This window comes from Wohlfahrtiimonas larvae (assembly GCF_002006755.1).
Taxonomy (GTDB): Bacteria; Pseudomonadota; Gammaproteobacteria; order Cardiobacteriales; family Wohlfahrtiimonadaceae; genus Wohlfahrtiimonas; species Wohlfahrtiimonas larvae.
Window position 1 is genome coordinate 1 of record NZ_MVDO01000199.1, and the last position, 22,815, is coordinate 22,815.

The 22,815-nt window shown below is 35.6% G+C and carries 21 protein-coding genes, 3 tRNA genes and 1 pseudogene; 21 read left to right on the top strand and 4 right to left on the bottom strand.

Annotated elements, in window-relative coordinates; genetic code table 11:
• A partial coding sequence (locus BZK14_RS10625) for a translocation/assembly module TamB domain-containing protein (protein WP_143691454.1) occupies positions 1-2,554 on the top strand: 2,554 nt, incomplete at its 5' end.
• 110 nt (positions 2,555-2,664) lie between these two features.
• Here BZK14_RS10625 and BZK14_RS10630 read toward each other — a convergent pair.
• Together BZK14_RS10630 and BZK14_RS10635 are read right to left on the bottom strand one after the other, a co-directional pair.
• Positions 2,665-3,750 (bottom strand): PilW family protein, encoded by a 1,086-nt coding sequence (locus BZK14_RS10630; RefSeq protein WP_077926468.1) that lies wholly within the window; start codon positions 3,748-3,750, stop codon positions 2,665-2,667.
• 18 nt (positions 3,751-3,768) lie between these two features.
• Positions 3,769-4,635, bottom strand: coding sequence for a pilus assembly FimT family protein (locus BZK14_RS10635; RefSeq protein WP_077926469.1), 867 nt, complete (start codon positions 4,633-4,635; stop codon positions 3,769-3,771).
• 176 nt (positions 4,636-4,811) lie between these two features.
• Between BZK14_RS10635 and BZK14_RS10640 the strand changes: the two genes are divergently transcribed.
• The 6 genes from BZK14_RS10640 (at position 4,812) to BZK14_RS10665 (ending at position 9,016) form a co-directional block, all read left to right on the top strand.
• Entirely contained in the window at positions 4,812-5,486 is a 675-nt protein-coding gene (locus BZK14_RS10640; protein ID WP_077926470.1) for a site-2 protease family protein, read from the top strand.
• A gap of 9 nt (positions 5,487-5,495) precedes the next feature.
• Positions 5,496-6,488 (top strand): tryptophan--tRNA ligase, encoded by a 993-nt coding sequence (gene trpS, locus BZK14_RS10645; protein WP_077926471.1) that lies wholly within the window; start codon positions 5,496-5,498, stop codon positions 6,486-6,488.
• Positions 6,489-7,283 carry a segregation and condensation protein A gene (locus BZK14_RS10650; protein WP_077926472.1) on the top strand — a complete coding sequence of 265 codons (795 nt, stop codon included), beginning with the start codon at positions 6,489-6,491 and terminating at the stop codon, positions 7,281-7,283. It abuts the gene before it with no gap.
• Between the two features lie 246 nt (positions 7,284-7,529).
• Positions 7,530-7,604 (top strand) — tRNA-Gln (locus tag BZK14_RS10655).
• A 123-nt stretch (positions 7,605-7,727) separates the two neighbouring features.
• Positions 7,728-8,678 carry a ribose-phosphate pyrophosphokinase gene (locus BZK14_RS10660; RefSeq protein WP_077926473.1) on the top strand — a complete coding sequence of 317 codons (951 nt, stop codon included), beginning with the start codon at positions 7,728-7,730 and terminating at the stop codon, positions 8,676-8,678.
• A 65-nt stretch (positions 8,679-8,743) separates the two neighbouring features.
• Entirely contained in the window at positions 8,744-9,016 is a 273-nt protein-coding gene (locus tag BZK14_RS10665) for an oxidative damage protection protein (protein WP_077926474.1), read from the top strand.
• Positions 9,017-9,058: 42 nt separating this feature from the next.
• On the opposite strand, the gene ddpX is transcribed toward BZK14_RS10665, so the two are convergent.
• Positions 9,059-9,619, bottom strand: coding sequence for a D-alanyl-D-alanine dipeptidase (ddpX, locus tag BZK14_RS10670; protein WP_077926475.1), 561 nt, complete (start codon positions 9,617-9,619; stop codon positions 9,059-9,061).
• Between the two features lie 151 nt (positions 9,620-9,770).
• Between ddpX and BZK14_RS10675 the strand changes: the two genes are divergently transcribed.
• The 14 genes from BZK14_RS10675 (at position 9,771) to BZK14_RS10735 (ending at position 21,214) form a co-directional block, all read left to right on the top strand.
• A tRNA-Met gene (locus tag BZK14_RS10675) sits at positions 9,771-9,847 on the top strand.
• Between the two features lie 10 nt (positions 9,848-9,857).
• A tRNA-Met gene (locus BZK14_RS10680) sits at positions 9,858-9,934 on the top strand.
• A 94-nt stretch (positions 9,935-10,028) separates the two neighbouring features.
• Positions 10,029-10,334: a hypothetical protein gene (locus BZK14_RS10685; protein ID WP_077926488.1), complete on the top strand. Its 306-nt coding sequence runs from the start codon at positions 10,029-10,031 to the stop codon at positions 10,332-10,334.
• Between the two features lie 48 nt (positions 10,335-10,382).
• On the top strand, positions 10,383-10,616 hold the full coding sequence (locus BZK14_RS10690) for an RNA-binding S4 domain-containing protein (RefSeq protein ID WP_077926476.1): 234 nt from the start codon (positions 10,383-10,385) through the stop codon (positions 10,614-10,616).
• On the top strand, positions 10,597-10,731 hold the full coding sequence (locus tag BZK14_RS13605) for a hypothetical protein (RefSeq protein ID WP_281249128.1): 135 nt from the start codon (positions 10,597-10,599) through the stop codon (positions 10,729-10,731). Before BZK14_RS10690 ends, BZK14_RS13605 begins: the two co-directional genes overlap by 20 nt.
• 568 nt (positions 10,732-11,299) lie before the next feature.
• Positions 11,300-12,721, top strand: a complete 1,422-nt coding sequence (locus BZK14_RS10695; RefSeq protein WP_077926477.1) for an NAD(P)/FAD-dependent oxidoreductase — start codon at positions 11,300-11,302, stop codon at positions 12,719-12,721.
• Positions 12,722-12,990: 269 nt separating this feature from the next.
• Positions 12,991-14,022: a methionine ABC transporter ATP-binding protein gene (locus tag BZK14_RS10700; protein WP_077926478.1), complete on the top strand. Its 1,032-nt coding sequence runs from the start codon at positions 12,991-12,993 to the stop codon at positions 14,020-14,022.
• Positions 14,023-14,025: 3 nt separating this feature from the next.
• Positions 14,026-14,691: a methionine ABC transporter permease gene (locus BZK14_RS10705; protein WP_077926479.1), complete on the top strand. Its 666-nt coding sequence runs from the start codon at positions 14,026-14,028 to the stop codon at positions 14,689-14,691.
• 75 nt (positions 14,692-14,766) lie between these two features.
• Positions 14,767-15,921, top strand: coding sequence for an acyl-CoA dehydrogenase family protein (locus BZK14_RS10710; protein ID WP_077926480.1), 1,155 nt, complete (start codon positions 14,767-14,769; stop codon positions 15,919-15,921).
• 93 nt (positions 15,922-16,014) lie between these two features.
• Positions 16,015-16,848, top strand: coding sequence for a MetQ/NlpA family ABC transporter substrate-binding protein (locus tag BZK14_RS10715; RefSeq protein WP_077926481.1), 834 nt, complete (start codon positions 16,015-16,017; stop codon positions 16,846-16,848).
• A gap of 10 nt (positions 16,849-16,858) precedes the next feature.
• The gene (locus BZK14_RS10720; protein WP_281249129.1) at positions 16,859-17,722 is read left to right on the top strand and encodes a MetQ/NlpA family ABC transporter substrate-binding protein; all 864 of its coding nucleotides are present in this window, start codon (positions 16,859-16,861) and stop codon (positions 17,720-17,722) included.
• A gap of 21 nt (positions 17,723-17,743) precedes the next feature.
• On the top strand, positions 17,744-18,601 hold the full coding sequence (locus BZK14_RS10725; RefSeq protein ID WP_077926482.1) for a MetQ/NlpA family ABC transporter substrate-binding protein: 858 nt from the start codon (positions 17,744-17,746) through the stop codon (positions 18,599-18,601).
• Between the two features lie 194 nt (positions 18,602-18,795).
• Complete coding sequence (yidA, locus tag BZK14_RS10730) at positions 18,796-19,602, top strand: sugar-phosphatase (RefSeq protein WP_077926483.1); 807 nt, start codon at positions 18,796-18,798, stop codon at positions 19,600-19,602.
• A gap of 220 nt (positions 19,603-19,822) precedes the next feature.
• A complete protein-coding gene (locus tag BZK14_RS10735; RefSeq protein WP_077926484.1) occupies positions 19,823-21,214 on the top strand; it encodes an NAD-dependent succinate-semialdehyde dehydrogenase in 1,392 nt (463 codons plus the stop codon).
• Between the two features lie 76 nt (positions 21,215-21,290).
• Here BZK14_RS10735 and BZK14_RS13115 read toward each other — a convergent pair.
• Positions 21,291-22,637: pseudogene (locus BZK14_RS13115) on the bottom strand (IS3 family transposase).
• Positions 22,638-22,815 lie beyond the last annotated feature (178 nt).

Sequence of the window (22,815 nt, forward strand, 5' to 3'; positions counted from 1 at the left end):
AAAAAATGCAACAAAAGAGATGAGAGTTGGTGATGACTATTTTGATCATGCCATGAATATTATCATTTCTGGTACTTTAAATGATCTTAAAGTACATGATGCGATTACCTTTAACTGGCCTAATAAATTAGCTAAGCCTTTAGTAATAGAAACGAAGCTAGGTATTAAAAATCAATCGGATATTTTGTGGGATTTAACTTTATTTAATATCTCTAATCAGTTGGCAACAACAGGAGAGTGGTCAATCAATCATCCTAATGTATTGACTGCTAATTTAGATCTATATATGTCTGATCTCAAAGATATTTATCCAGAATTAACGGGTGTTGTTAAAGGGGATTTTAGTTTTTCAGGAGATTTTAAAAAACCATTATTATCAGGTGATCTGCAAGGCGATAATATTAAAGGCTTTGGGTTAATTCTAGATAATTTATCTTTAACAGCAAACCATAATGAAGCACAAACAACTGCGTTGGAAATGGATATGGATAATTTACAAATCCAGGACATTATTGTTAAAACAGGTCGCATACGTTTGGCTGCTGAGAAAATTCAATCTTTTGATCTTTCAGTAGCAATTAAGGATATTGTTAATAAAGAAACGACTTTGGTTGATGAGGTTAGCCTAACATCAATAGGCAGTTTAGAAAATCATGATATCAATTTAAAGGTACGGAGTATTTTTAATACAACAGATTTTGAGGGTATTGGGCATGTTAATCGAGATAATTTTAAAGAATGGTCATTAGATATTAACAAGTTTGATGTATATAGTGATGTGATTGGTCGATATAATTTATCTAAGCCAGCACAATTAGATGTATCAGCAGATAACATTAAATTATCATTATTATGCTTACAAGAACTGCCGACAACTATGTGTATGGAAGGGCAAAAAACAGATACTCAAAGTTTTGGCTCTTTGGTTATTCGTCGGTTACAGCCAAAGAGATTACAATCACTTTTACCACCAGAAATAGATATTAATACAACAAGTGATGTAGTAATTGTTGGTCAGTTCACAGATGAAAATAACTTTGATGGTGTTGTGGATCTATCCTTGTCAGAAGGGCATGTGCGCTATCGCATGCAGGGATACGAACTTAATGTGCCTTTGAAAAAAACAAAAGCAATTATTCATGCAAAACCCAAAGAAGTTATGACGCAATTAGATGTTGATTGGGGGCAATATTTACAGATTCATGGTGGTGGTACAATGAAAGATCCATTGGGGCAGCAATTGGTAGATCTTAATATTGAAGGTCATGCTCCTACATTGAATTGGATTTTACCTATTGTGCCAGCGTTGCAAAAATTAGATGGAAAGCTAGATATGAAATTTGAAACATCAGGTCAGCTTGCAAAAGGCTTAGATGTTGGATTTAATCTGAATTTAAAAAATGGTGAGATTTATAACGCTGAGTACAATTCACTTATTAATAATATTAATTTAAATATAGCATTGAAAAAAGGGCAGACATTATTGTCGGTTGATGGTGGGATGCTTGCAGGCTCTGGAAAAATGGCCTTAAATGGTGCGATTGATTTAAAGACAATGGAATCAAAAATCAAGGTTCGGGGAGATTCTTTGTTATTAGCAAATAGCGATAATGTGAAAGCTTTGGCAACACCAAATTTTGATATTGATCTGAAAAAGAATGGAGCGGTGATTAAAGGGTATTTATTAATCCCTGAATTAAATTTCTTGTATAAGAGCTCAGATGATCCTAGAGGGAGTGTCCAAAAAGTTTCAGAGGATACCATAGTGATCTCTTCTAAACGCGCACCTATTGAAAAGAAAGAGCCGTCACAATTTTGGAATGGTTCTACTGTGGATTTTAAAATAGTTCTAGGTGATAATGTATCTGTGGGAGCGGTCGGATTTGTGGGTAAGTTGACTGGTGGGCTAGAATTGAAAAAATCTATTAATAGTTCACTGACTGCCTTGGGCATTATTAATATGGGCAGTGGTATGTATAATGTTTTAGGGCAAGAATTAACCTTAGATAAGGGGAAAATACAATTTACAGGGTTAGATATCGCCAATCCTAATATTGAATTCCAAGCTTCTCGTATGTTTGAAAATAAGCGAACAGGGACGAAAGTCAGCGTGGGTGTCCGAGTCACAGGGACTGCACAGAATCCAAAATTAAATCTCTTTTCACAACCAGGTATGCCAACAAACTCTATCGTTTCATATTTAGCATTAGGGGCAGATGTTGATTCTCTAACTGCAGTTGAGATGTTGCAAATTGCAAAAATGGCGCAGCGAATTGCAACAGGAGATATTGTATCGTCTAATGATAATGTTATTGCAAAAAGTGTTGGTTTAACAGATTTGGGAGTGATGAAAGATTTATCAGGTAATACTAGCTTAGGGATTGGCAAGTATTTAACTGATGATTTCTATGTGGGAATTGGTATGAGTATTTTTGAGGAAAATAATAGTGCATTTGCGTTAATGCGTTACAATTTCTTAAAGTATTTTAGCTTTGATACGCAGGTTAGTGATGAGTATTCTACGGTTGATCTCAGGTTTTCAAAAGAAATATAGGTGTAGATATAATAAAAAAGAACTGATATTAAATGCTTGTTATATTAGTTCTTTTTTAATTACTTATCAATAGAATAAGAGGTTTTGTTTTATAAATATTTGAATCATTCTTATTGATTTAGCTTCATTAAGTAAGTATTTTTAAAACGAATGACTCTGGTTAACTGTCTTTCAGGAATACCGTTATGTGCACCAAATGTAAATTTAAATTTGATTGCGCGTATTTGATTAATGAGTTCTTTCTTAAGTGGGTAGGTATTCATAGATAAGCCATTAGCATCAGAAGCCTGATGTAATGTTCTACTTAATAAATTAGGTTCGGGTGTATTATTATCATTAGATTGATTGGTTACTAGATTATAGTGATCATTAGAGAAGAATGGGTTGATCCAACCACCTGCTTTAAAATCTGCTTCTGAGGTTATGTCTAGTTCAGGGACATATGTAAAAATAGTACCATTTGCATCTTCAGGCGCAAATCCTAAAAATATATCAACCTTATTTCTTCCAACAGATATTTGATTGCTCTCTTTCTCATCGGATAAAAACATAACTGTCGCATCATTCATGGATGGTGTATATGTATTAACTGGGATATTTTGTGAGCCATCTTTACGCGCTTGCACCGCAGATAATGCAACAAATGCATCTATATCATTTGCCGTTTCACCATATGAGTCGTTAGTTGTAATAATATTGTTCATTGGCATCATTTCTAAGATGGTTGTACCAATATAAACTAAACTTTGATCTTGGCCGCAGCCCGCATCAGTAATTGGTAATGGTTGATAGTTTGAAAGTTGAGTTTGCGGTACTTTATTAAAATCAAGCATACCTAGTGCAGTGTGCTGATATTCTGAAATAACAGGATGAACAAAAACAATTTGCTTGCGCGTGATATCATTTCCAAGAGAAATAATATCGGTTGGTACTCTGAAAATATTAGTATTATTAAATGCAAAAATATCATCTGGCTTTGCGCATTCAAATCCACCAGTATTCTCAATATCAGTTTCTAATAGATTCATCATCTTTCTTATCTGTTGTTGATCATGATTGGCAGATTGGAAGTCTATGACATTTTTTGAGCTGATGCTGTAAAAGGCGAGCATAGATAAAACTAATGTAAGGCTAAGTCCTACAGCGACCATGAGCTCAATAAGAGAAACACCTTTGTTTTTATAAAATTTTAACATGTTAAGTCCTTGAATCTTTTACTGTAAGAATTTAGAGCCGCAAATATGTTGGCTAAAAGATGGTGGGGAACCACTAGTGTCTCTTGAATTATCTAAAAGTACTTGTTCAAAGGTTTTAGGATTTTGTATGATGCTCTGATTAAAAGTGTAATTAATAACATCAATGGTCAGCCCTCCACCAATACGACAACCCGCTAAAACACCTAGTGCATTTGCCATTTTGGTATCGATATTTGTATAAAAATCGAGATTAGTTAAAGGTTCTTTGGTTAAAACAAATACGGGTAAAACCATAGCACCGGACGGTCTAAACACTAGGTATGTTGGTTTATTTGCAACGCTACCTTGCGCAGGTGTTTCTCGAACTAGGCTATAACCTTCCATTTCATTATCAGATGATCCAATTTTTTTTCTATCAATGGCATTATGCATTGAACTCGTTAATACATTCAACGCATAAGCAGGGCTTTCAGTAAATATACGTTGTTGTGAGATTAAATAGTTTGGGTTTGCTTTTTTAACACCATTATTTTCAGTTCTTAATGCAATATCTTGTTCTGTAATGGTTGTGTTATTATGACCTATTGGTTTAAATGACATAATCCAGTCCTTGTACCAATATGTATCTTGATCTCGGTTATGATCATAATCAAAATATCCTTCTGTATAAACATATACGATACGATTGGTCGATGTCGCAATTTCCTGAGCGGAGCGAAGAAAATTAGCAGCCTTGGTTAATTGGCTTTTTGCTCGGGATTGTTCAATAAAATCATAAAAAGCTGGAACGCCAAACATTGTAATGATCGCAAAGATAAAAAGAGTGATCATTAGCTCTATGAGCGTATAACCTTTATTAGTATGAAGAGATCTTCGTAATTTCATTTGTTATAACCTTTTTTGTTTGTAATGTAGAATATACAAATATTGGTCTTATAAATTCAGCATTGTATCATTTTACGGCTATTAATTTAATATTAAATATCAGCGATAAGATCAAGTTTATAACAGATAGTTTTTCATTTTTGTTACAATCAATTCTTTTGCATTTGGAAGATGATATGGAACTAGATTTTACAGTTCTTTTATTGATGTTAGTCCCTTTAGTATTTGCGATTACCATTCATGAGGCAGCACATGGTTATATGGCATATTGGTTGGGAGACAATACTGCTAAATTACAAGGCCGTCTATCTTTATCACCCATTCGCCATATTGATCCTATTGGTACGATCGCTGTGCCATTAGGTTTATTTATCTTATCTACATTGACAGGATCGGGGTTGTTTTTATTTGGTTGGGCTAAACCTGTGCCTTTTGATCCACGTAATTTTAAAAATCCACGTAAAGATATTGCTTTGACTGCTTTTGCAGGGCCTGCTTCTAATTTTATCCAAGCATTTTTATGGGCAATTATTTTGGTGATTGTTTCTGGTATGTCATCTTCTTATGCGGATGAACCAACATTATCAAAAGGTTTACAAATTATGGCTCAATATGGTGTTTTGATTAATGTATTTTTGATGGTATTAAATTTAATGCCCATTCCTCCGTTGGATGGCGGCAAAATTGCCATGATGTTATTACCATATAACTTAGCAAAACAATTGGAAAAAGTTGAGCCTTATGGTCTTTGGGTGATCATTGGTTTGTTATACCTAGGGCTTTTGCCTTTGAGTTTAATCTCAGGAATTATTGTTAAATTAATTTTATCTATTTTAGGAATCTTTTTTTAGGATACAAAAATGTCTAAACAAGTCATATTAACAGGAATTACTACCACAGGAACTCCTCATTTAGGGAACTTTGCAGGGGCAGTAGGGCCTGCGATTGCAATGAGTAAAGAGCATGATAACTGCTTTTTCTTTTTAGCAGATTATCATGCGTTGATTAAATGCCAAGAGCCTGCACGTATTATTCAGTCTCGCCAAGAAATTGCAGCGACATGGCTTGCATTAGGACTAGATACTGATAAAGCAACATTTTATCGTCAATCTGATATTCCTGAAATTACACAATTGATGTGGTTATTGACTTGTGTTACTGCAAAAGGCTTGATGAATCGAGCTCATGCATATAAGGCTGCGGTGGATGATAATACGAATAATCAAGAGGATCCTGATAAGGGTATTACGATGGGATTATTCTCATATCCTGTATTGATGGCTGCAGATATTTTGATGTTCAATGCTCATCAAGTGCCTGTAGGTCGTGATCAGATTCAGCATGTTGAAATGGCGCGTGATATTGCTCAACGTTTTAACTATTTATATGGTGAGCATTTTGTATTGCCAGAAGCTAAGATTGAGAAAAATGTTGCATTGTTGCCAGGCTTAGATGGCCGAAAAATGAGCAAGAGCTATAATAATACCATTCCATTGTTCTTACCTGAAAAACAGTTACGTAAATCCATCATGAAAATTGTGACAGATTCAACAGAACCAGGAGTGCCGAAAGACCCAGATCAATCCACTTTGTATGAAATGTATAAAGCATTCGCAACAGAAGCTGAGTGTGCTGAAATTCGTAAAGCTTATGCTGAAGGTATTGCATGGGGTGAAATGAAACAAGTATTGTTTGAGAAGGTTAACGCAATTTTAACTGAGCCGCGCGAAAAATATAATGAGTTGATGGCAAATCCAGAATATGTGGAAGGTATCCTGTTGAAAGGTGCAGAAAGAGCACGTGAACATACAGTACCATTCATTGCACAACTTCAAAAAGCTGTAGGTTTGTAAATGTTATTTGAAGCTGAACAGGATAATGTTGGTGCGATTTATCGAGGAGAGCCTGTTCAGCTCCCTTTAGATTTGTTCATTCCGCCTGATGCATTGGAATTATGGTTAGAAGCTTTTGAAGGGCCATTTGACTTATTGTTGTATCTGATTCGTCGTAATAATTTTGATATTTTGGACATTCCAATTTCAGAGATTACACGTCAATATATGGCTTATGTAGATTTATTGAAGAAAGATCGTTTTGAGTTAGCGTCGGATTATTTGGTGATGGCAGCATGGCTTGCTGAGATTAAATCTCGTTTATTATTGCCTAAACATCCCACAATAGAAGATGACAGTGAAGAAGAAAGTGACCCAAGAAAAGAGTTGATTGAACGGTTGCAGTTATATGCTCAATATAAGCAGGCTGCAATGGATATGGATGCTTTGCCTAGATTTAATGAACATATATTTTCCATCTCTCCGGCTTTACCCGAACTCATTCGTGAAGATCGGTTACCACAAATTCATATTGATGAGTTAACAGCTGCGCTCAAAAAGCTTTTAAAAAATCAAGCGCACTTTACACAGCATGTGATTACAACTGAGGTATTATCTGTGCAGGAACGCATGGTTAATATTTTAGATCATTTGAGTGATGTAAGTTTTCTATCTTTTGAAAAAATTTTAAATTTACAAGAAGGGAAGTTAGGCATTGTAGTTTCTTTTATTGCAATATTAGAATTATCTAAACAGCAGATGATAGAGATTGTTCAAGATAATGCTTATGGTACGATTAATTTAAAGTTGAAATAAAGTACGAAAAGTTGCCTATATTTGAAGCAGTTTTTGAATTCTAATGCTAGAATATATGCTTAGTTGGAGGTGACAAAGAGCAGTAATATTATTAGATGCATATTTGCTTTATGATTTTTCAACCATAAATGAGTGAAGTGTTTTGTCTATGTGTTTGTTTTTGTTTTGATAAATTCATTTGATTAAAAGTTGTGCAGTTTTGGGGTGGACAAGTTCTTAAAAATCCCTATAATGCATCACATCTTTTGGGCTGTAGCCAAGCGGTAAGGCAGCGGGTTTTGATCCCGCCATTCCCAGGTTCGATCCCTGGCAGCCCAGCCAATTCTTCTTTCTTATGAGTTTGTAGATTCAAGAGCTTCTCATGCTTATGCAAAATATAGTAATATATCATGGCTACAAACATCACCTTTATTTTAATCAATCTTTAATCAAGGAAGTATAATCATGAGCAATGCTCAGATGATGATCTTTGCTGGTAACGCGAACCCAGAATTAGCGAATAAAATTGTTGAACATCTTGGTATGACTCTTGGCGATGCCACTGTTGGTCGTTTCTCTGATGGCGAAGTGATGGTTTCTATTAATGAAAACGTTCGTGGTAAAGACGTATTCTTAATTCAGCCAACATGTTACCCAACGAACGATAACTTAATGGAACTTTTAGTAACAATTGATGCACTTCGCCGTGCTTCAGCGATGAGAATTACTGCGGTAATCCCTTATTTCGGTTACTCAAGACAAGATCGTCGTCCACGTTCTGCACGTGTTCCAATTTCTGCAAAAGTTGTTGCCAATATGATCACAAGTGTGGGTTGTAATCGTGTTTTAACAATTGATTTGCATGCTGATCAAATTCAAGGCTTCTTTGAAATTCCTGTTGATAATATTTATGCAACACCTGTGATGTATCGTGACATTATTGGTCTTCAACAAGAAAACTTGTGTATCGTATCACCTGACGTAGGCGGTGTATTGCGTGCGCGTGCCATTGCTAAACAATTGGAAACAAATGATTTAGTTATCATTGATAAACGTCGTCCTGCACCTAATGTATCGGAAGTGATGAATATTATTGGTGATGTGCGTGGTAAGAACTGTGTTATTGTTGATGATATTGTTGATACTGCGGGTACATTGGCAGCAGCAGCAAATGTATTAAAAGAAAATGGTGCGACATCTGTACGAGCATATTGTTCTCATCCAATTTTGTCAGGTAAAGCTATTCAAAATATTGAAAGCTCTGCGTTAGATGAGATGATTGTTACTGATACAATTCCATTATCTGAAGCTTCAATGAATTGTGAGAAAATTCGTGTGTTATCGGTTTCTCATATTATTGCTAATACAATTCGCCGTATTCATGCGGAAGAATCTGTCAGTAGTCTTTTTGCTTAATCGTAAAATTACGTTATATTATAAAGCCAGATTTTTCTGGCTTTTGTTTTATATGAGGATTTAAAATGTCACGCACTGTATTTTGTCAAAAACTCAAAAAAGAGGCTGAAGGCCTAGCGCGCCCAATGTATCCTGGTGAATTGGGGGAGAAAATTTTTGAAAATATCTCTGGTGAAGCTTGGCAGTTATGGCTAAAACAGCAGACGATTTTAATCAATGAGTATCGTATTAATCCGTTAGATCCTAATGCTCGTAAGTTTATTGAAGAGCAAATGGTTCAGTTTTTCTTCAGTGATAGTGATATTGAGTTGCCAGAGCAATTTGTACCACAGAAATAGATGATTAACCGCTCAATGAGCGGTTATTTATTGAGAACTACATTATTCAATCACACCTAAGCGATCATCTTCTAATAAAGGATATTCGTAAGTATTGAAAAATTGATAATGCCACCATTCATGTGAATAGTTATCAAAACCTGCATTGAGCATGATACCTGCAAGAATTAGTCGATTTTTTTGTGCTTCTATTGATACGTTATAGTTTGCGTGCCATGATTCGGGCAAAAAACTATCGAAAGGTGTTCCCATTTCTAATGGTTGCCCCGTAACGATATCAGCTAAACCAACATCAACCGCAACACCTCGTGAATGTGGTGAGCCTCGTTTATGTGGGTTGGCTAAAAAATCAGGATTCGGTGAGTGTTCCCAAAAGATAAATTGTGCTTTTGGTGGGCGATATGCATCATAAATAATAAATTTTAGTCCAATATTTTTGGCTTGTTCTATTGCCTTTTGTAGTTTAATTTCAGCATCTTTATGCAATAATACGCGCGCTTTATTATAAACAGGTTTGCCAGTGAAATTTCTGTCATCAGCATATGGCATATCTATAAAAATATCATGGGATTCTTCTGTGAGTTCAACTAAATCACTGCTCATGGTTTATCCTTTTAAGCTTAATTGAGATGATAAGGAATGATAACGGTTATAAACAAGATTGTATGATTTTGTTTAAATAGTGATCAAAAAATAATATTGTTATTGACGACCTTATGAAAGATCTCTATAATTCGACTCCTTAACGTGATATGGACATGTAGCTCAGCTGGTTAGAGCACAGCACTCATAATGCTGGGGTCGGTGGTTCGATTCCACCTATGTCCACCATAACGTTTTTGGACATGTAGCTCAGCTGGTTAGAGCACAGCACTCATAATGCTGGGGTCGGTGGTTCGATTCCACCTATGTCCACCATATTTTAAAAGCCCTGACTATTTTAAGTTAGGGCTTTTTTACTGCTTGTGAATAACATAATATAAAAATATCTATCATAAGGAGGAGAATGATCATGAAAAATATTTTAATTATTGGTTTGTTTACTTTTTTTATCACTTCAGTAAGCTATGCGCAATTAACAGAGACTATTTTGACCATTCAAGATACAAAAGATGGTGAGCAGGTAATTGATGTGCGCTATAAAGAAAAGGCAAGTGATTTTGAGATTGATAGCTTTATTGAGGCTGATCAAAATGGTGATGGTTGCATTGACCGTACAGAGGCTCGTGATAAAGGTATTATGGATTTTGATCGTTTTGTTTTAACTAATTCACAATGTTTAAATGAAGAGGAATATTTGCGTGCTATGCGTGAATAATCTTTAGTGTAGAATGGCAAGATTTCAAACAACGTGAGTAGAAAGATTATGTCACAAAAAATAGATTTTTATTTAGAAGATCATACGTATATTGCATTGAATGATTTGTTAAAAATGGTTGGTGTTGCTGATTCGGGTGGTAGTGCAAAGCACATGGTTGCAGAGGGCTTAATTAATGTGAATGGCGCATTAGAATTACGTAAAACGGCTAAAATTGTAGATGGCAGTAAGGTTACAGGCCAAGGATTTGAGATTCTTGTGCATGCTGGGTTTGAAGGCTAGTCCATCAAGAAGGAGATTATCCATTACTATTGTTGTTAATGCATTTGAAGAATTTATTAAGTCTTTGGTTACTGAAGATGCAGTAGAAGATTATCAGGCTTCTTTAAATGAATAAAAATGAATAGTTTTTATGCTTAATTGTATGAATATTTTATATAAATAACGCATATTATTAGAAAAATATATTCAAACTATGCTTCCTATATAGTAATTAATTCACTGTTTTACAGTATGATTTATTAGATAAGTTTCTATAAAATCGACAAATTTTGATGATTTGTCGATTTTTTTTGTATTTTAAATAATTTTTAGTCATTTATGTTGATTTGATAGGTTTTATTATTTTAGGAAGCTGTCTTGCAAAAATAGCTGTAATGGATAATTAATATTTTTTGTTATTTTCTATATTTATCAAATAAATATACTATCTTTAAATTCGATGGCTAAAATTGGTTTAATTGAATGTTGATGATGTTTTTTGTATTTAATTCAATTGTTTATATATTTATATTTGGTTTTAATTTAAAATCTATAGAAATATCCAAATATTTGCGAAAAAATTGATAATTATCAATTAAAAAAATTTATGTTATGCTACGCGCCTCTTATTCCTAGGAATTCTAGGAAGTAATCCTAGCGATCCTAGGGATAGATAAACATTCAAGGTTTTATGGAGGTAGTTAATGAAAATTTCACGTAGAAACTTTCTATTAGGGCTTGGTGCAACAGGTGTTGTAGCTGGCGGTGCATCTGCTTTGGTGCCAATGATGCAAAGAGAGGGGACTTTAGTGAATGCTAAGTCGCGTGCATTACATGTCGAAGGGACAGAGGGTAAACTACCTAAAGAATCTGATGTTGTTATTATTGGTGCAGGTATTCAAGGCATTATGACAGCTATCAATTTGGCTGAAAGAGGTTTAAGCGTCACGATGTGTGAAAAGGGCGAAGTTGCTGGCGAAATGTCTGGTCGAGCTTACAGCCAAATTATCAGCTATAAAACTTCCCCAGAAATTTTCCCATTGCATCACTACGGCAAAAAAGTTTGGCGTGGTATGAATGAAAAAATTGGTATGGATACAAGTTACCGTACACATGGTCGTGTTGAGGCAATTCCTCATGAGCAAGAATTGGCAGTGGTTGAAGAGTGGATTAAATTAAACTCGGAAAATCCGGGTTTTGATACTCCATTGAAAACACGTATCATCAAAGGTGAAGAATTAGCAGCTCGTTTGCCGGGCGCACAATCTCAATGGACAATTGCAGGTTTTGAAGAAGATGCAGGTAGTGTTGATCCTGAAACTGGTGTATCTATGTTGGCGCGTTATGCAATGCAAATTGGGGTAAAAATTTATACCCATTGTGCTGTTCGTGGTATTGAAACTGCAGCAGGTAAAATTTCAGATGTTGTGACAGAAAAAGGTTCAATTAAAACATCTTCAGTGGTATTAGCCGGTGGTATCTGGACGCGTTTATTCATGGGCAATATGGGTGTTGATATTCCAACACTAAATATTTATTTGTCGCAGCAACGCGTCACAGCAGTACCAGGTGCGCCAAAAGGTAACGTACATTTACCAAATGGTATTCATTTCCGTGAACAAGCTGATGGTACATATGCTGTAGCACCACGTATTTTCACAAGCTCAATTGTTAAAGATAGCTTTATCTTAGGCCCAGGTTTCTTGCATTTATTGGGTGGTGGTGAATTGCCATTAGAATTTAAAATGGGTCCAGATTTATGGAATTCATTTAAAACACCTACTTCATGGAAAAATGATGAGGTTACGCCATTTGAAGAATACCGTGTCGCTATGGCAACACCAAATAATGAACATTTAGATCGTGTATTCAATAAGATGAAAGCAGAGTTCCCTGTATTTAAAGATTCTAAAGTTGTAGAACGCTGGGGTGCTGCAATTAACTTAACATCAGATGAATTACCAATCATTTCTGAAGTTCCACAATATCCGGGTTTATTCATCAACACAGCAACTGGTTGGGGTATGACTGAAAGCCCAGCATCAGGCCAAATTACAGCTGATTTAGTGATGGGTAAAACACCATTCATTGATGCAACACCATATAGCATGAAGCGTTTTAGTTAATGGATAAATTATGATATTCGGAGCCCTGATTGTAAGATATCGGGGCTTTTTTATGGCCTTAAATTATAATAACATTCTTATCATGTATGTTTTATATGTAAATAATGCTTGATTCTAAGATTTGTAAATGTTATAAATATTTGCATTCAATGGGATTTTATAGGGGCTTGCTATGAAAAAGTTAATGTCTATGATGTGCTGCTGTGAAATGCGTGTTATTTTTAACCCTTTTTTGAGTCAGAATTTATATTTACAACAGGCACATAATCATGATCGAGTTTCAAGATATTACTAAAACATTTACAAAAAATCATCAAGAGGTCATTGCGCTTCATCCTATTAATCTAACGATTAAGAAAGGTGATGTATTCGGAGTGATAGGATACAGTGGTGCTGGCAAAAGTACATTAATTCGTTTAGTGAATGCATTAGAAAAACCAACCTCAGGAGAGGTTGTTATTAATGGACAGGTATTAAGTTCTTTAGATGCTAAAGCATTGCGCAATGTTAAAAAACGCATTGGTATGATCTTTCAGCATTTTAATTTATTAGAAACCAAAACAGTTGCTGAAAATATTGCATTACCGCTTAAGCTTAACTCTAATTTATCTAAGCAAGAAATTGATGCGCGCATTGATGAGTTATTAGCTTACGTAGAAATTCCAGATAAAAAACATGCTTATCCTCGTGAGTTATCGGGAGGGCAAAAACAGCGTGTGGGCATTGCTCGTGCTTTAGCTAATAATCCTGATATTTTATTGTGCGATGAAGCAACTTCTGCATTGGACCCACAAACCACACAATCTATTCTAAATTTATTACGTAAAATTAATAAAGAACAGGGCATCACTATTATGATGGTGACGCACCAAATGGAAGTAGTAGTTTCCATTTGTAATCGCATTGCAGTGATGGATAAAGGCAGAGTGGTAGAAACAGGCTCAACCAAAGATATTTTCCAAGATCCCAAAGAGCCTATGACTCGTAAATTCATTAATACATTGATCGAAGAAGAGATTCCAAGAAGTATTATTCGTAACATTGATGATGCGTTACCTAACCATATCTATCGTTTAGAATTTTTAGGAGATTCAGCTAAAACGCCTGTTGTTAATGAATTAATTTTAACAAAAATTGTTGTGGTCAATATTCTATTTTCCAATATGATCGAGATCGAAGGATCTGTGATTGGCAGTATGTTCGTGCAGTTAGTCGGATCTCAAGAATCTATTATAGAAGCTGTCGGATTTTTGAGAGGCCATGGTGTGCGCGTTACATTGAATCAGTTGGATAAGGAGTAAGCAATGAAGAGTTTATTTGTCACACAAGTTGGTTTGGATGGTTTTTTACTAGCTGGTAAACAAACTTTGATCATGGTTTCCGTTTCCTTGGTAATTGGTGTAATTTTGGGTGGTATTATCGGGATTACATTAGTATTAACGCGCCCTGGTGGGATTAGACCTAATCATACAATTTATGCGATTTTAAACCCAATCGTGAATGTGATTCGTTCATTGCCTTTTATTATATTATTGGTGGCGATCATTCCATTAACACGTTTGATCATTGGTAGCTCGATTGGTACAGCAGCAGCGATTATTCCTTTAACCATTTATATTTCTCCATTCATTGGACGATTGGTGGAAACATCTCTGCTAGAAGTGGATCATGGGATTATTGAAGCTGCAAACTCAATCGGCGCATCGACTTTTGAAACAGTTTGGTATTTCCTGTTACCAGAAGCTAAATCATCTCTCATTTTGAACTTTACAACAGCCACTATTGGCTTGATTGGTGCAACAGCAATGGCTGGTGCAATTGGTGCGGGCGGTATTGGTGATCTTGCCATTAACTATGGTTATAACCGTTACGATAATGCAGTGCTATTTTACTGTGTTGTGATTCTAGTGATCGTCGTTCAAGCAGTACAAATGCTTGGAAATTATCTCGCTAAACGTGTACGTTCATAATTACAAATCATTATCTTGATTAACATCGCTCCATCAGGAGCGATGAGTAAAATTATTATATTTTAGGAGTATCTTATGTCTTTATTTGCCTATGAAAATATGGCAGATCGTCTCTCTTTGACTCGAAAAACTGCTTTACCATTTCGAGAACGTGCATCCGAGCATGATCAAGAGAATACGTTTCCATTCCAAAACATTGCTGATTTAAAGGCAATTAATTATCCTGCTTTAACATTGGGTAAAGAATTTGGTGGATTGGGTGCATCACTAGAAGAGATGCTCAGACATCAACAAATCATTGCAGAAATGGACGGCTCAACAGCCTTAGCGATTGGTTGGCATGTGGGCATTACGATGCATCTTAGTGAACAGCAAGAATGGGAAGCATCTGTATTTAAACATTTTGCGGAAGATATTCTAGCAACAGGTGCATTAATTAATAATGCCGCTTCAGAAGCAGCAACAGGCAGCCCAACACGCGGTGGTTTACCAGAAACAACAGCACAGCAAAATGATAAAGGTTGGAAAATTTCAGGTCGTAAGATTTTTACAACGTTATCACCTGTTTTAGACTATTTCGTGGTATCTGCAAGAATCAATGATAGTGATGAGGTTGGACAGTTTTTAGTCCATAAAAGCCGTGAAGGTCTATCTATTGATGAAACTTGGGATTCTGTGGCAATGCGTGCAACAGGTAGTCATGATTTAGTATTAGATCAAGTGCAGTTAGATTCTGAGGATTTATTAACTAAAATCACACCAGGGAAAAAGCCACCACAAGGTTGGTTGTTACATATTCCGGCAGTTTACCAAGGCATTGCAACAGCCGCATTTGATTATGCATTAAACTTTGCCAATACTTATGCACCGAATAGCTTAGCATCAGGTACAATCGCACAGTTTCCAACAGTTCAGCAAAAATTGGGCGAAATGAAGTTAAAGCTCATTCAAAATGATTATTTACTGTATGGCGTTGCACGTGATTGGGATAAAGCTGATTGTGAAGAGCGTTTCGCACTTGCTGATGCATTGTCGACAACTAAAGTTGCAGTTGTAAATAATGCGTTGGATATCGTAGATTTAGCCATGCGTTTAGTGGGCGCAAAATCCTTATCTGCCAATAATCCATTACAGCGTTACTATAGGGATGTGCGCGCAGGATTACACAATCCACCAATGGAAGATATGGTGCTTGTCAACTTGGCAAAATCAGCGCTGAACAAGCTCTAAAGTACTCACAATTAATGTTTATAAATAATCGCATTGATGCTGCAATCAATGCAACGGGATTTTGTACCTTCAATAAAGTGAAAAGGAATAAAAATGTTTAAAAAAATAGCAATTGTGTTGGGCATCGCTTTGGCTGTTTCAGCTTGCGGTAATGGTGATAAAGCCGAGCAAGCTTCAAATGAATCACCAAAAAAGCAGAAGATTGTGATTGGTTTTGGTGTCGGCACTTATATCACGCAGTTTGATAAAGGTGTTCGTCCATATTTGGAGCAAAAGGGCTATGAAGTGGAAACAAAAACGTTCTCCCACAATAAGCTCATTCCACAAGCATTAAAGGAAGGTGAAGTGGATGCTTCTGTGCATATCAGCACTGCAAATATGGGTGAAATGAATCGTCGTTTACAAGCTGATATGATTGTATGGGCAGATACGCCAAGTGCACCACAATCTTTGCGTTCAACAAAACATACATCATTGGATGTGATGAAAGATGGCATGACAATTGGCGTGCCTAATGATCCCATTAACTTAGAACGCGCTGTACGAATTTTGGAAGATTTGGATTGGGTGCATGTTGATCCTAATGTGGAAACGATTGTATTTAGTACAAATGCAGTTACACCCAATAAATTTAAAGTAGATTTAAAGCCAATGGATGCAGCGCAATTACCGCGTGCGATGGATGATCTTGATTTTGCAGTGATCAATGGCAACTTTATTGCCAGTAAAGGTGAAAGAATTAGCGATGGTTTAGCCATTGAAAAATCTCCACCTGAGCATTTAGTGAAAGTTGCGATTCTTGAGAAAAATAAAGATCAACAGTGGGCGATTGATCTGAAAGCCGCTTATGAATCCAAAGAGTTTGAAACATACATTAAGAATGAGCGATTGTTTGATGGATTTATTTATCCATCTCATTGGGAATAATGAAAGAGATATGATGATGAAAAAAATGATGAATTTAAAATATTTTAAACTTGCGATGGCTTTAGGTTTAACGCTGTTGGTATCAGCATGTGGCAATGATGAGTCTAAAGTAAATGTTGAAAATAAAACTGCTGAGAAAAAGACAATTGTTGTGGCATTTGGCCCATCTTCTTATGGTACGCAATTCACAACAGCTATTCAGCCTATTTTAGAAGCGCAAGGTTATAAAGTTATCCCTAAAGTTTTTTCCCAAAATGCACAGATCAATCGCAGTATGAAAGATGGCGAGATTGATGCATCAATCTTCCAAAGCGTTGCGTACATGGAAGATATTAATCGATTGCTCGGCATGGATATGGTAAAACTTGCTGATACAGCAAGTGCACCTCAATCATTGCGTTCCTCGCGTCATCAGAGTTTGGATGCGATCAAAGATGGCATGACAATCACTGTACCAAATGATCCTGTGAATGCAGAGCGTGCTGCAAGAATTTTAGAAGATTTAGGTTGGATTAAGATTAAGGAAGGCATTGATCCTATTAAATTCAGCGTGAATGATATTGAAAAAGGTCAATATGATTTAGTCGTTAAAGAGGTTGATCCAGCACAAGCATTGCGTTCAATTGATGATGTAGATTTTGCTGTCATTAATGGTAATTATATCGCTAATATGGGATTGAAAATTATAGATTCGTTGATCGTGGAAGATACACCAGCAGAACATGTTGTGATGGTTTCCATTTTAGGTAAAGATCAAGATCAACAGTGGGCGAAAGATTTGAAAAAAGCCTATGAATCAAAAGAATTTGAAAATTACATCAAAAATGAGCCATTATATGACGGTTTTATTTTTCCAAAACATTGGGATAATTAGTCAATTATAAAAGAGGCAATCATGAAGTTGAATGGTTTAAAAGTAACGGTGATGCTATGCGTATCATTAATTGTGTCAGCATGTGGTAATCAAGAAGAGGTTGTAAAAACTTCTGAGCCAATTTCGCAAGTAGAAATTAAAGTGGGCTTTGGTCCTTCTAATTATGCAGATCAATTCAAAGAAGCCATTCAACCAATTTTAGAGAGAAAAGGTTATAAGGTAACACCGATCGTTTTCTCTCAAAATCCTATGATTACAAGTAGTATGCGTGATAATGAAATTGATGCATCCATTTCACAAAGTTATGCATTTATGTTGGATCTTAATCGTTTATTGAATATGGATATGATGAGTATTGGTCATACAGCAACAGCACCTCAATCACTGCGTTCAACTAAGCATCAATCATTGGATGAAGTGGAAGATGGTATGTTGATTTCTCTATCGAGTGATTCCATCAACATGGAGCGTGGTGCTAGAATTTTGGAAAGTTTAGGATGGGTTAAGATTAATGACAATGCAAAACCAGCAACATTCAGTTTAAAAGATATTGAAAAAGGTCAATATGACTTGAGATTTATTGAAGTTGATCCCGCACAATCTATGCGTTCAATGGATGATGTGGATTTTGCTGTTGTGAATGGTAATTATGTTGTTAATATGGGGCAAAAAATTACAGATGGTTTATATGTAGAAAAAACGCCTGATGAACATCGTGTCATTGTGACCATTCAATCAAAAGATAAAGATCAACAGTGGGCAAAAGATTTAGCAGCGGCTTACGCATCAGATGAATTTAGAGATTATATTTTATCAAAATCGATGTATGAAGGATTTATCATGCCCAAAGAATGGAATCCTGTTTCTAAAACGAAATAAAGTCCTTACTAAGCGGAATAAATATCATTTTAAAACCTCGCAAATGAACTGCACCCCAAAAGTTGGACACAACTTCAGGTTTCAGAATTCTCGCCTACGACGAGAATTCTTATTGGTAAATATTTAACGATTCGTGAAAGGCGCTGAGTATAGTAGGATAGTATCATTGATTTTAATAATGATAGGAAATATCCATGAGCATAAAATTAATCGCAATTGATTTAGATGGTACTTTGTTGAATGAGCAACATATTGTTAGTGATCGTGTAAAACAAAGTATCCAATATGCTCAAGATAAAGGTGTTCAAGTTGTCCTTGCAAGTGGTCGACCATATTCGGGTATGGCGCCAATTTTGCATGATTTAGGTATTTATAATGATAAAAACTATGTGATCACCAATAATGGTGCAATGATTCGTGATATCACAACGGGTGAGATTGTTTATGATAATGTACTCAGTTATGAAGATTATCTTAAAATTGAAGCATTATCTCGTGAATTAAATGTGTTCATGCATGTGGCAAGTGATCAATGTATTTATACAGCAAACAGAGAGATTGGCCGTTATACAGCTTATGAAGCCTATTTATCAAATATTCCTCTGTTTTATAAACCACTAGAAGAGATGAATGAAGAAATTTATTATAGTAAATGTATGCTGTCAGATGAGCCCGAATTATTGGCCTCAATAGAAAAAAAGATACCTGCAAAATTTTATGAAGATTATGAGGTTTTTAAAAGCGCATCATTTTATTTAGAATTTTTACGTAAAAATTCCACAAAAGGTTATGCATTGCAAAAGATTGCGACAGAACTAAATTTAAAATCTTCTGAAATGATGTGTATGGGCGATCATGAGAATGATTTCTCAATGTTTAAAGTGGCTGATACTAAGATTGCTATGGGCAATGGCATTGATTTATTGAAAGAACATGCAACATTCATTACCGAAACCAATCAGAAAGATGGTGTTGCGATCGCAATTGAAAAATATATTTAAATCTTAAATTTTAATCAGGGAATTTTAGTTATCTTATTGTTGTGTAATATCTATACAATGAGTTCTAGTTATAGAATAATTTATTTAACTAATTGAATTATATAAAAATAATTCATTAATTTAAATTTCTTTTGGGAGTGATATGAATTTTTAGGTTTGACGTTGATGATAAAAGGAATATATTGATTCTGCATTTTGTTATTAACCGGAGGAAATTAAGATGGCATTTGCAACAGTAAATCCTTATACCAACGAATTGGTTAAATCATTCCCAAGTGCAACAGACGCAGAAATTAAAGCTGCTGTTGATCGTTCTGATAAAGCATTCCAAAGCTGGAAAACTTTATCCGTTGCTGAACGAGTAGAATATTTGAAAAATGCATCAGCGTTGTTACGCAAAAATAGCGATGAATACGCAAAATTATTAACATTAGAAATGGGCAAAATCTTTGGTGAATCGAAAGCTGAAGTAGAATTGTCTGCACAGATTTTAGACTATTACGTGAAGCATGCTGAAGGCTTATTGGCTCCAAGAAAATTACCAGTAATGGACCCAGCAGAAGGCGAAGCGGAATTAGTGAATGATCCTATGGGTGTTTTATTGGCGATCGAGCCATGGAACTTCCCATTCTATCAAGTGGCTCGTATTTTGGCACCACAATTATCAGCCGGTAATACGCTGATCTTGAAGCACGCTTCAAACGTACCACAAAGCGCATTAGCATTTGAACAATTGATGAAAGATGCAGGTTTACCTGAAGGTGTATTCATCAACTTGTTTGCTGAGCATGATAAAGTAGAAATGATCTTGGCTGATCCACGTGTTTGTGGTGTTGCTTTGACAGGTTCTGAATTTGCAGGTTCAGCAGTCGCCCAAGTTGCAGGTAAGCATTTGAAGAAATCCATCATGGAATTAGGCGGTGCGGATGCATTCGTTGTATTAGATGATGCGGATATGGATAAAACTGTGGCTTGGGGTGTGTTTGGTCGTCATTGGAACGCAGGTCAAGTATGTGTTTCTTCAAAACGTATGATCGTAGATGCGAAAGTTTATGATGAATACTTAGAAAAATACACAGCGGGCGTTGCAGCATTGAAAGCAGGTGATCCAATGGATCCTGCGACACAGTTGGCGCCATTATCTTCACAACGTGCGAAAGATGGTTTGTTAAAACAAATCGAAGAAGCTGTAAAACACGGTGCAACAGCAATCGAAGTGGGTGAAAAAGTACCTGAACAAGGTTGCTTTGTTCAGCCAACAATTTTAACAAATGTAACACCAGATAATCCTGCTTATTACCAAGAATTCTTTGGCCCAGTATCTATGATCATCAAAGCAGAAGACGAAGCTGATGCAATCCGCATTGCTAACGATTCTCCATTTGGTTTGGGCGGTTCTGTATTTACATCTGATAATGCTCGTGGTCGTCGTGTTGCAGGTGAAATCTCTACAGGTATGATCTTTGTTAACCATCCAACAATGGTTAAAGCTGATTTGCCATTTGGTGGCGTTCGTCGTTCTGGCTTTGGTCGTGAATTGATCGATTTAGGCTTAAAAGAATTTGTTAACCAAAAATTGATTGATGTTGTGGATATCGATGCACCATTCTAATTAATTTTAAATCTACCTAGAAAATAAAACGCTGCCCGTAAGTGAACTGACCCCATAAACTTGGACAGTTTATAAATTATAAAGACAAGGACTGATTTCGATATTCTATCGGACTCAGTCCTTTTAGTTTGAGCTTAATTCGATCATTATTATAATAATCGATGTACTCATGAAGTTCTTTCTCTAATTGATCGACAGATTCAAACTTCTTTGTATGAAAACATTCTGATTTCAAAATACCAAAGAAGTTCTCAATCACAGCATTATCATAGCAATTGCCTTTACGTGATATACTTTGTCTAACTTGATGATCTTTTAAGGATTGTTGGTGTTGCTTCATTTGATATTGCCAACCTTGATCAGAATGTAAAATCAGCTTCTTGCGTCCTTTTTTATGTAATTTTAAATGTTTCAATGCCTTATTCAGCATTTTACCCACTAATTCATATTTAGAATTTCTAGCAACTTCATAACTGATAATCTCTTGATTATATAGATCTAAAATTGGCGATAAATACAGTTTTTCACCATTGACTTTAAATTCTGTGACATCTGTTACCCATTTTTGATTTGGCTTTTGAGCCTTAAAGTTACGTTTCAAAATGTTCTTTGCTATTTTTCCAGCTTTTCCTTTATAAGATTGGTACTTCTTAGGTCTTACTAAAGATTTAAGATTCAGTAGTTGCATGATTCTTTGAACTTTTTTATGGTTAATGGGGAAATCCTTTTGTAACATTGCAGTAATGCGACGATAACCATATCGACCTTTATGCTCATGAAAAAGAGCTGCTATCTTTGCTTTCAAACTTTCATCTGAATCAGGCTTAGCCAAAGCCGCCTTATGGTAGTAATAAGTGCTTTTTGCTAGATTCATAATTTTGAGCAACGATGACAATGAATGCTTTACTTTGAGATCTTCTGCGATGATTGTTTGCGCCTGAACGCTTCTTCCTTCGCATCCAGTTCCTGAAACTTTTTTAATACATCATTCTCCGCACGAAGATAGGCTAATTCAGCTTGGAGCTTATCTATCAGCCTTTCTTGTTCTGTACGATTATCAGGTTTCTTGGGTAATCTCATCTTTGTAGGTATTCCTTTCTTACGTGGTTCAAGGGCACTTAAACCACCTTCTTTAAACAGAGTTTGCCATTCTAATATAGAAGTAAATGCTGGAATATTAAAATATGAAGCAGCTTCGCGGGCAGAGTAATAATGATCTGACATAATGTTTAAATTCAGCAGAATATAATCGTTTTGTTGTTCTTGGCTGAATCCCTGATTGACCATGATATTGATAGGCCTTGACCCACTTTTTAATGGTGGATTGATCAATATTAAAATGATCAGCTGTAGAGCTGTATCCATTTCCTTTTTGATAAAACTTAACAACTTTTAATTTGAAATCAAAAGAATACTTCGCCATATAAAAACACCCCAAAGTTGTGTCCAACTTTTGGGGTGCAGTTCATTTTACAAGGGTTTTTTGTTGTCAAAATCAAAATAGACTATTTTGTATGTCATCAAGTTTTTTAAGAATTCTCTTTATTAAGAAGAGCAACAAGATATGACAAGCTAAAACGATACTATGTAAATATAGTTGT

Coding starts and splice junctions, on each gene's coding strand:
- BZK14_RS10685 (WP_077926488.1), top strand. CDS start 10,029: ATGAAAAATATTTTAATTATTGGTTTGTTTACTTTTTTTATCACTTCA.
- BZK14_RS10640 (WP_077926470.1), top strand. CDS start 4,812: ATGGAACTAGATTTTACAGTTCTTTTATTGATGTTAGTCCCTTTAGTA.
- BZK14_RS10705 (WP_077926479.1), top strand. CDS start 14,026: ATGAAGAGTTTATTTGTCACACAAGTTGGTTTGGATGGTTTTTTACTA.
- BZK14_RS10630 (WP_077926468.1), bottom strand. CDS start 3,750: ATGTTAAAATTTTATAAAAACAAAGGTGTTTCTCTTATTGAGCTCATG.
- BZK14_RS10710 (WP_077926480.1), top strand. CDS start 14,767: ATGTCTTTATTTGCCTATGAAAATATGGCAGATCGTCTCTCTTTGACT.
- BZK14_RS10660 (WP_077926473.1), top strand. CDS start 7,728: ATGAGCAATGCTCAGATGATGATCTTTGCTGGTAACGCGAACCCAGAA.
- BZK14_RS10735 (WP_077926484.1), top strand. CDS start 19,823: ATGGCATTTGCAACAGTAAATCCTTATACCAACGAATTGGTTAAATCA.
- BZK14_RS10650 (WP_077926472.1), top strand. CDS start 6,489: ATGTTATTTGAAGCTGAACAGGATAATGTTGGTGCGATTTATCGAGGA.
- BZK14_RS10665 (WP_077926474.1), top strand. CDS start 8,744: ATGTCACGCACTGTATTTTGTCAAAAACTCAAAAAAGAGGCTGAAGGC.
- BZK14_RS10725 (WP_077926482.1), top strand. CDS start 17,744: ATGAAGTTGAATGGTTTAAAAGTAACGGTGATGCTATGCGTATCATTA.
- BZK14_RS13605 (WP_281249128.1), top strand. CDS start 10,597: ATGCTGGGTTTGAAGGCTAGTCCATCAAGAAGGAGATTATCCATTACT.
- BZK14_RS10720 (WP_281249129.1), top strand. CDS start 16,859: ATGATGATGAAAAAAATGATGAATTTAAAATATTTTAAACTTGCGATG.
- yidA (WP_077926483.1), top strand. CDS start 18,796: ATGAGCATAAAATTAATCGCAATTGATTTAGATGGTACTTTGTTGAAT.
- BZK14_RS10715 (WP_077926481.1), top strand. CDS start 16,015: ATGTTTAAAAAAATAGCAATTGTGTTGGGCATCGCTTTGGCTGTTTCA.
- BZK14_RS10635 (WP_077926469.1), bottom strand. CDS start 4,635: ATGAAATTACGAAGATCTCTTCATACTAATAAAGGTTATACGCTCATA.
- trpS (WP_077926471.1), top strand. CDS start 5,496: ATGTCTAAACAAGTCATATTAACAGGAATTACTACCACAGGAACTCCT.
- BZK14_RS10695 (WP_077926477.1), top strand. CDS start 11,300: ATGAAAATTTCACGTAGAAACTTTCTATTAGGGCTTGGTGCAACAGGT.
- ddpX (WP_077926475.1), bottom strand. CDS start 9,619: ATGAGCAGTGATTTAGTTGAACTCACAGAAGAATCCCATGATATTTTT.
- BZK14_RS10690 (WP_077926476.1), top strand. CDS start 10,383: ATGTCACAAAAAATAGATTTTTATTTAGAAGATCATACGTATATTGCA.
- BZK14_RS10700 (WP_077926478.1), top strand. CDS start 12,991: ATGATCGAGTTTCAAGATATTACTAAAACATTTACAAAAAATCATCAA.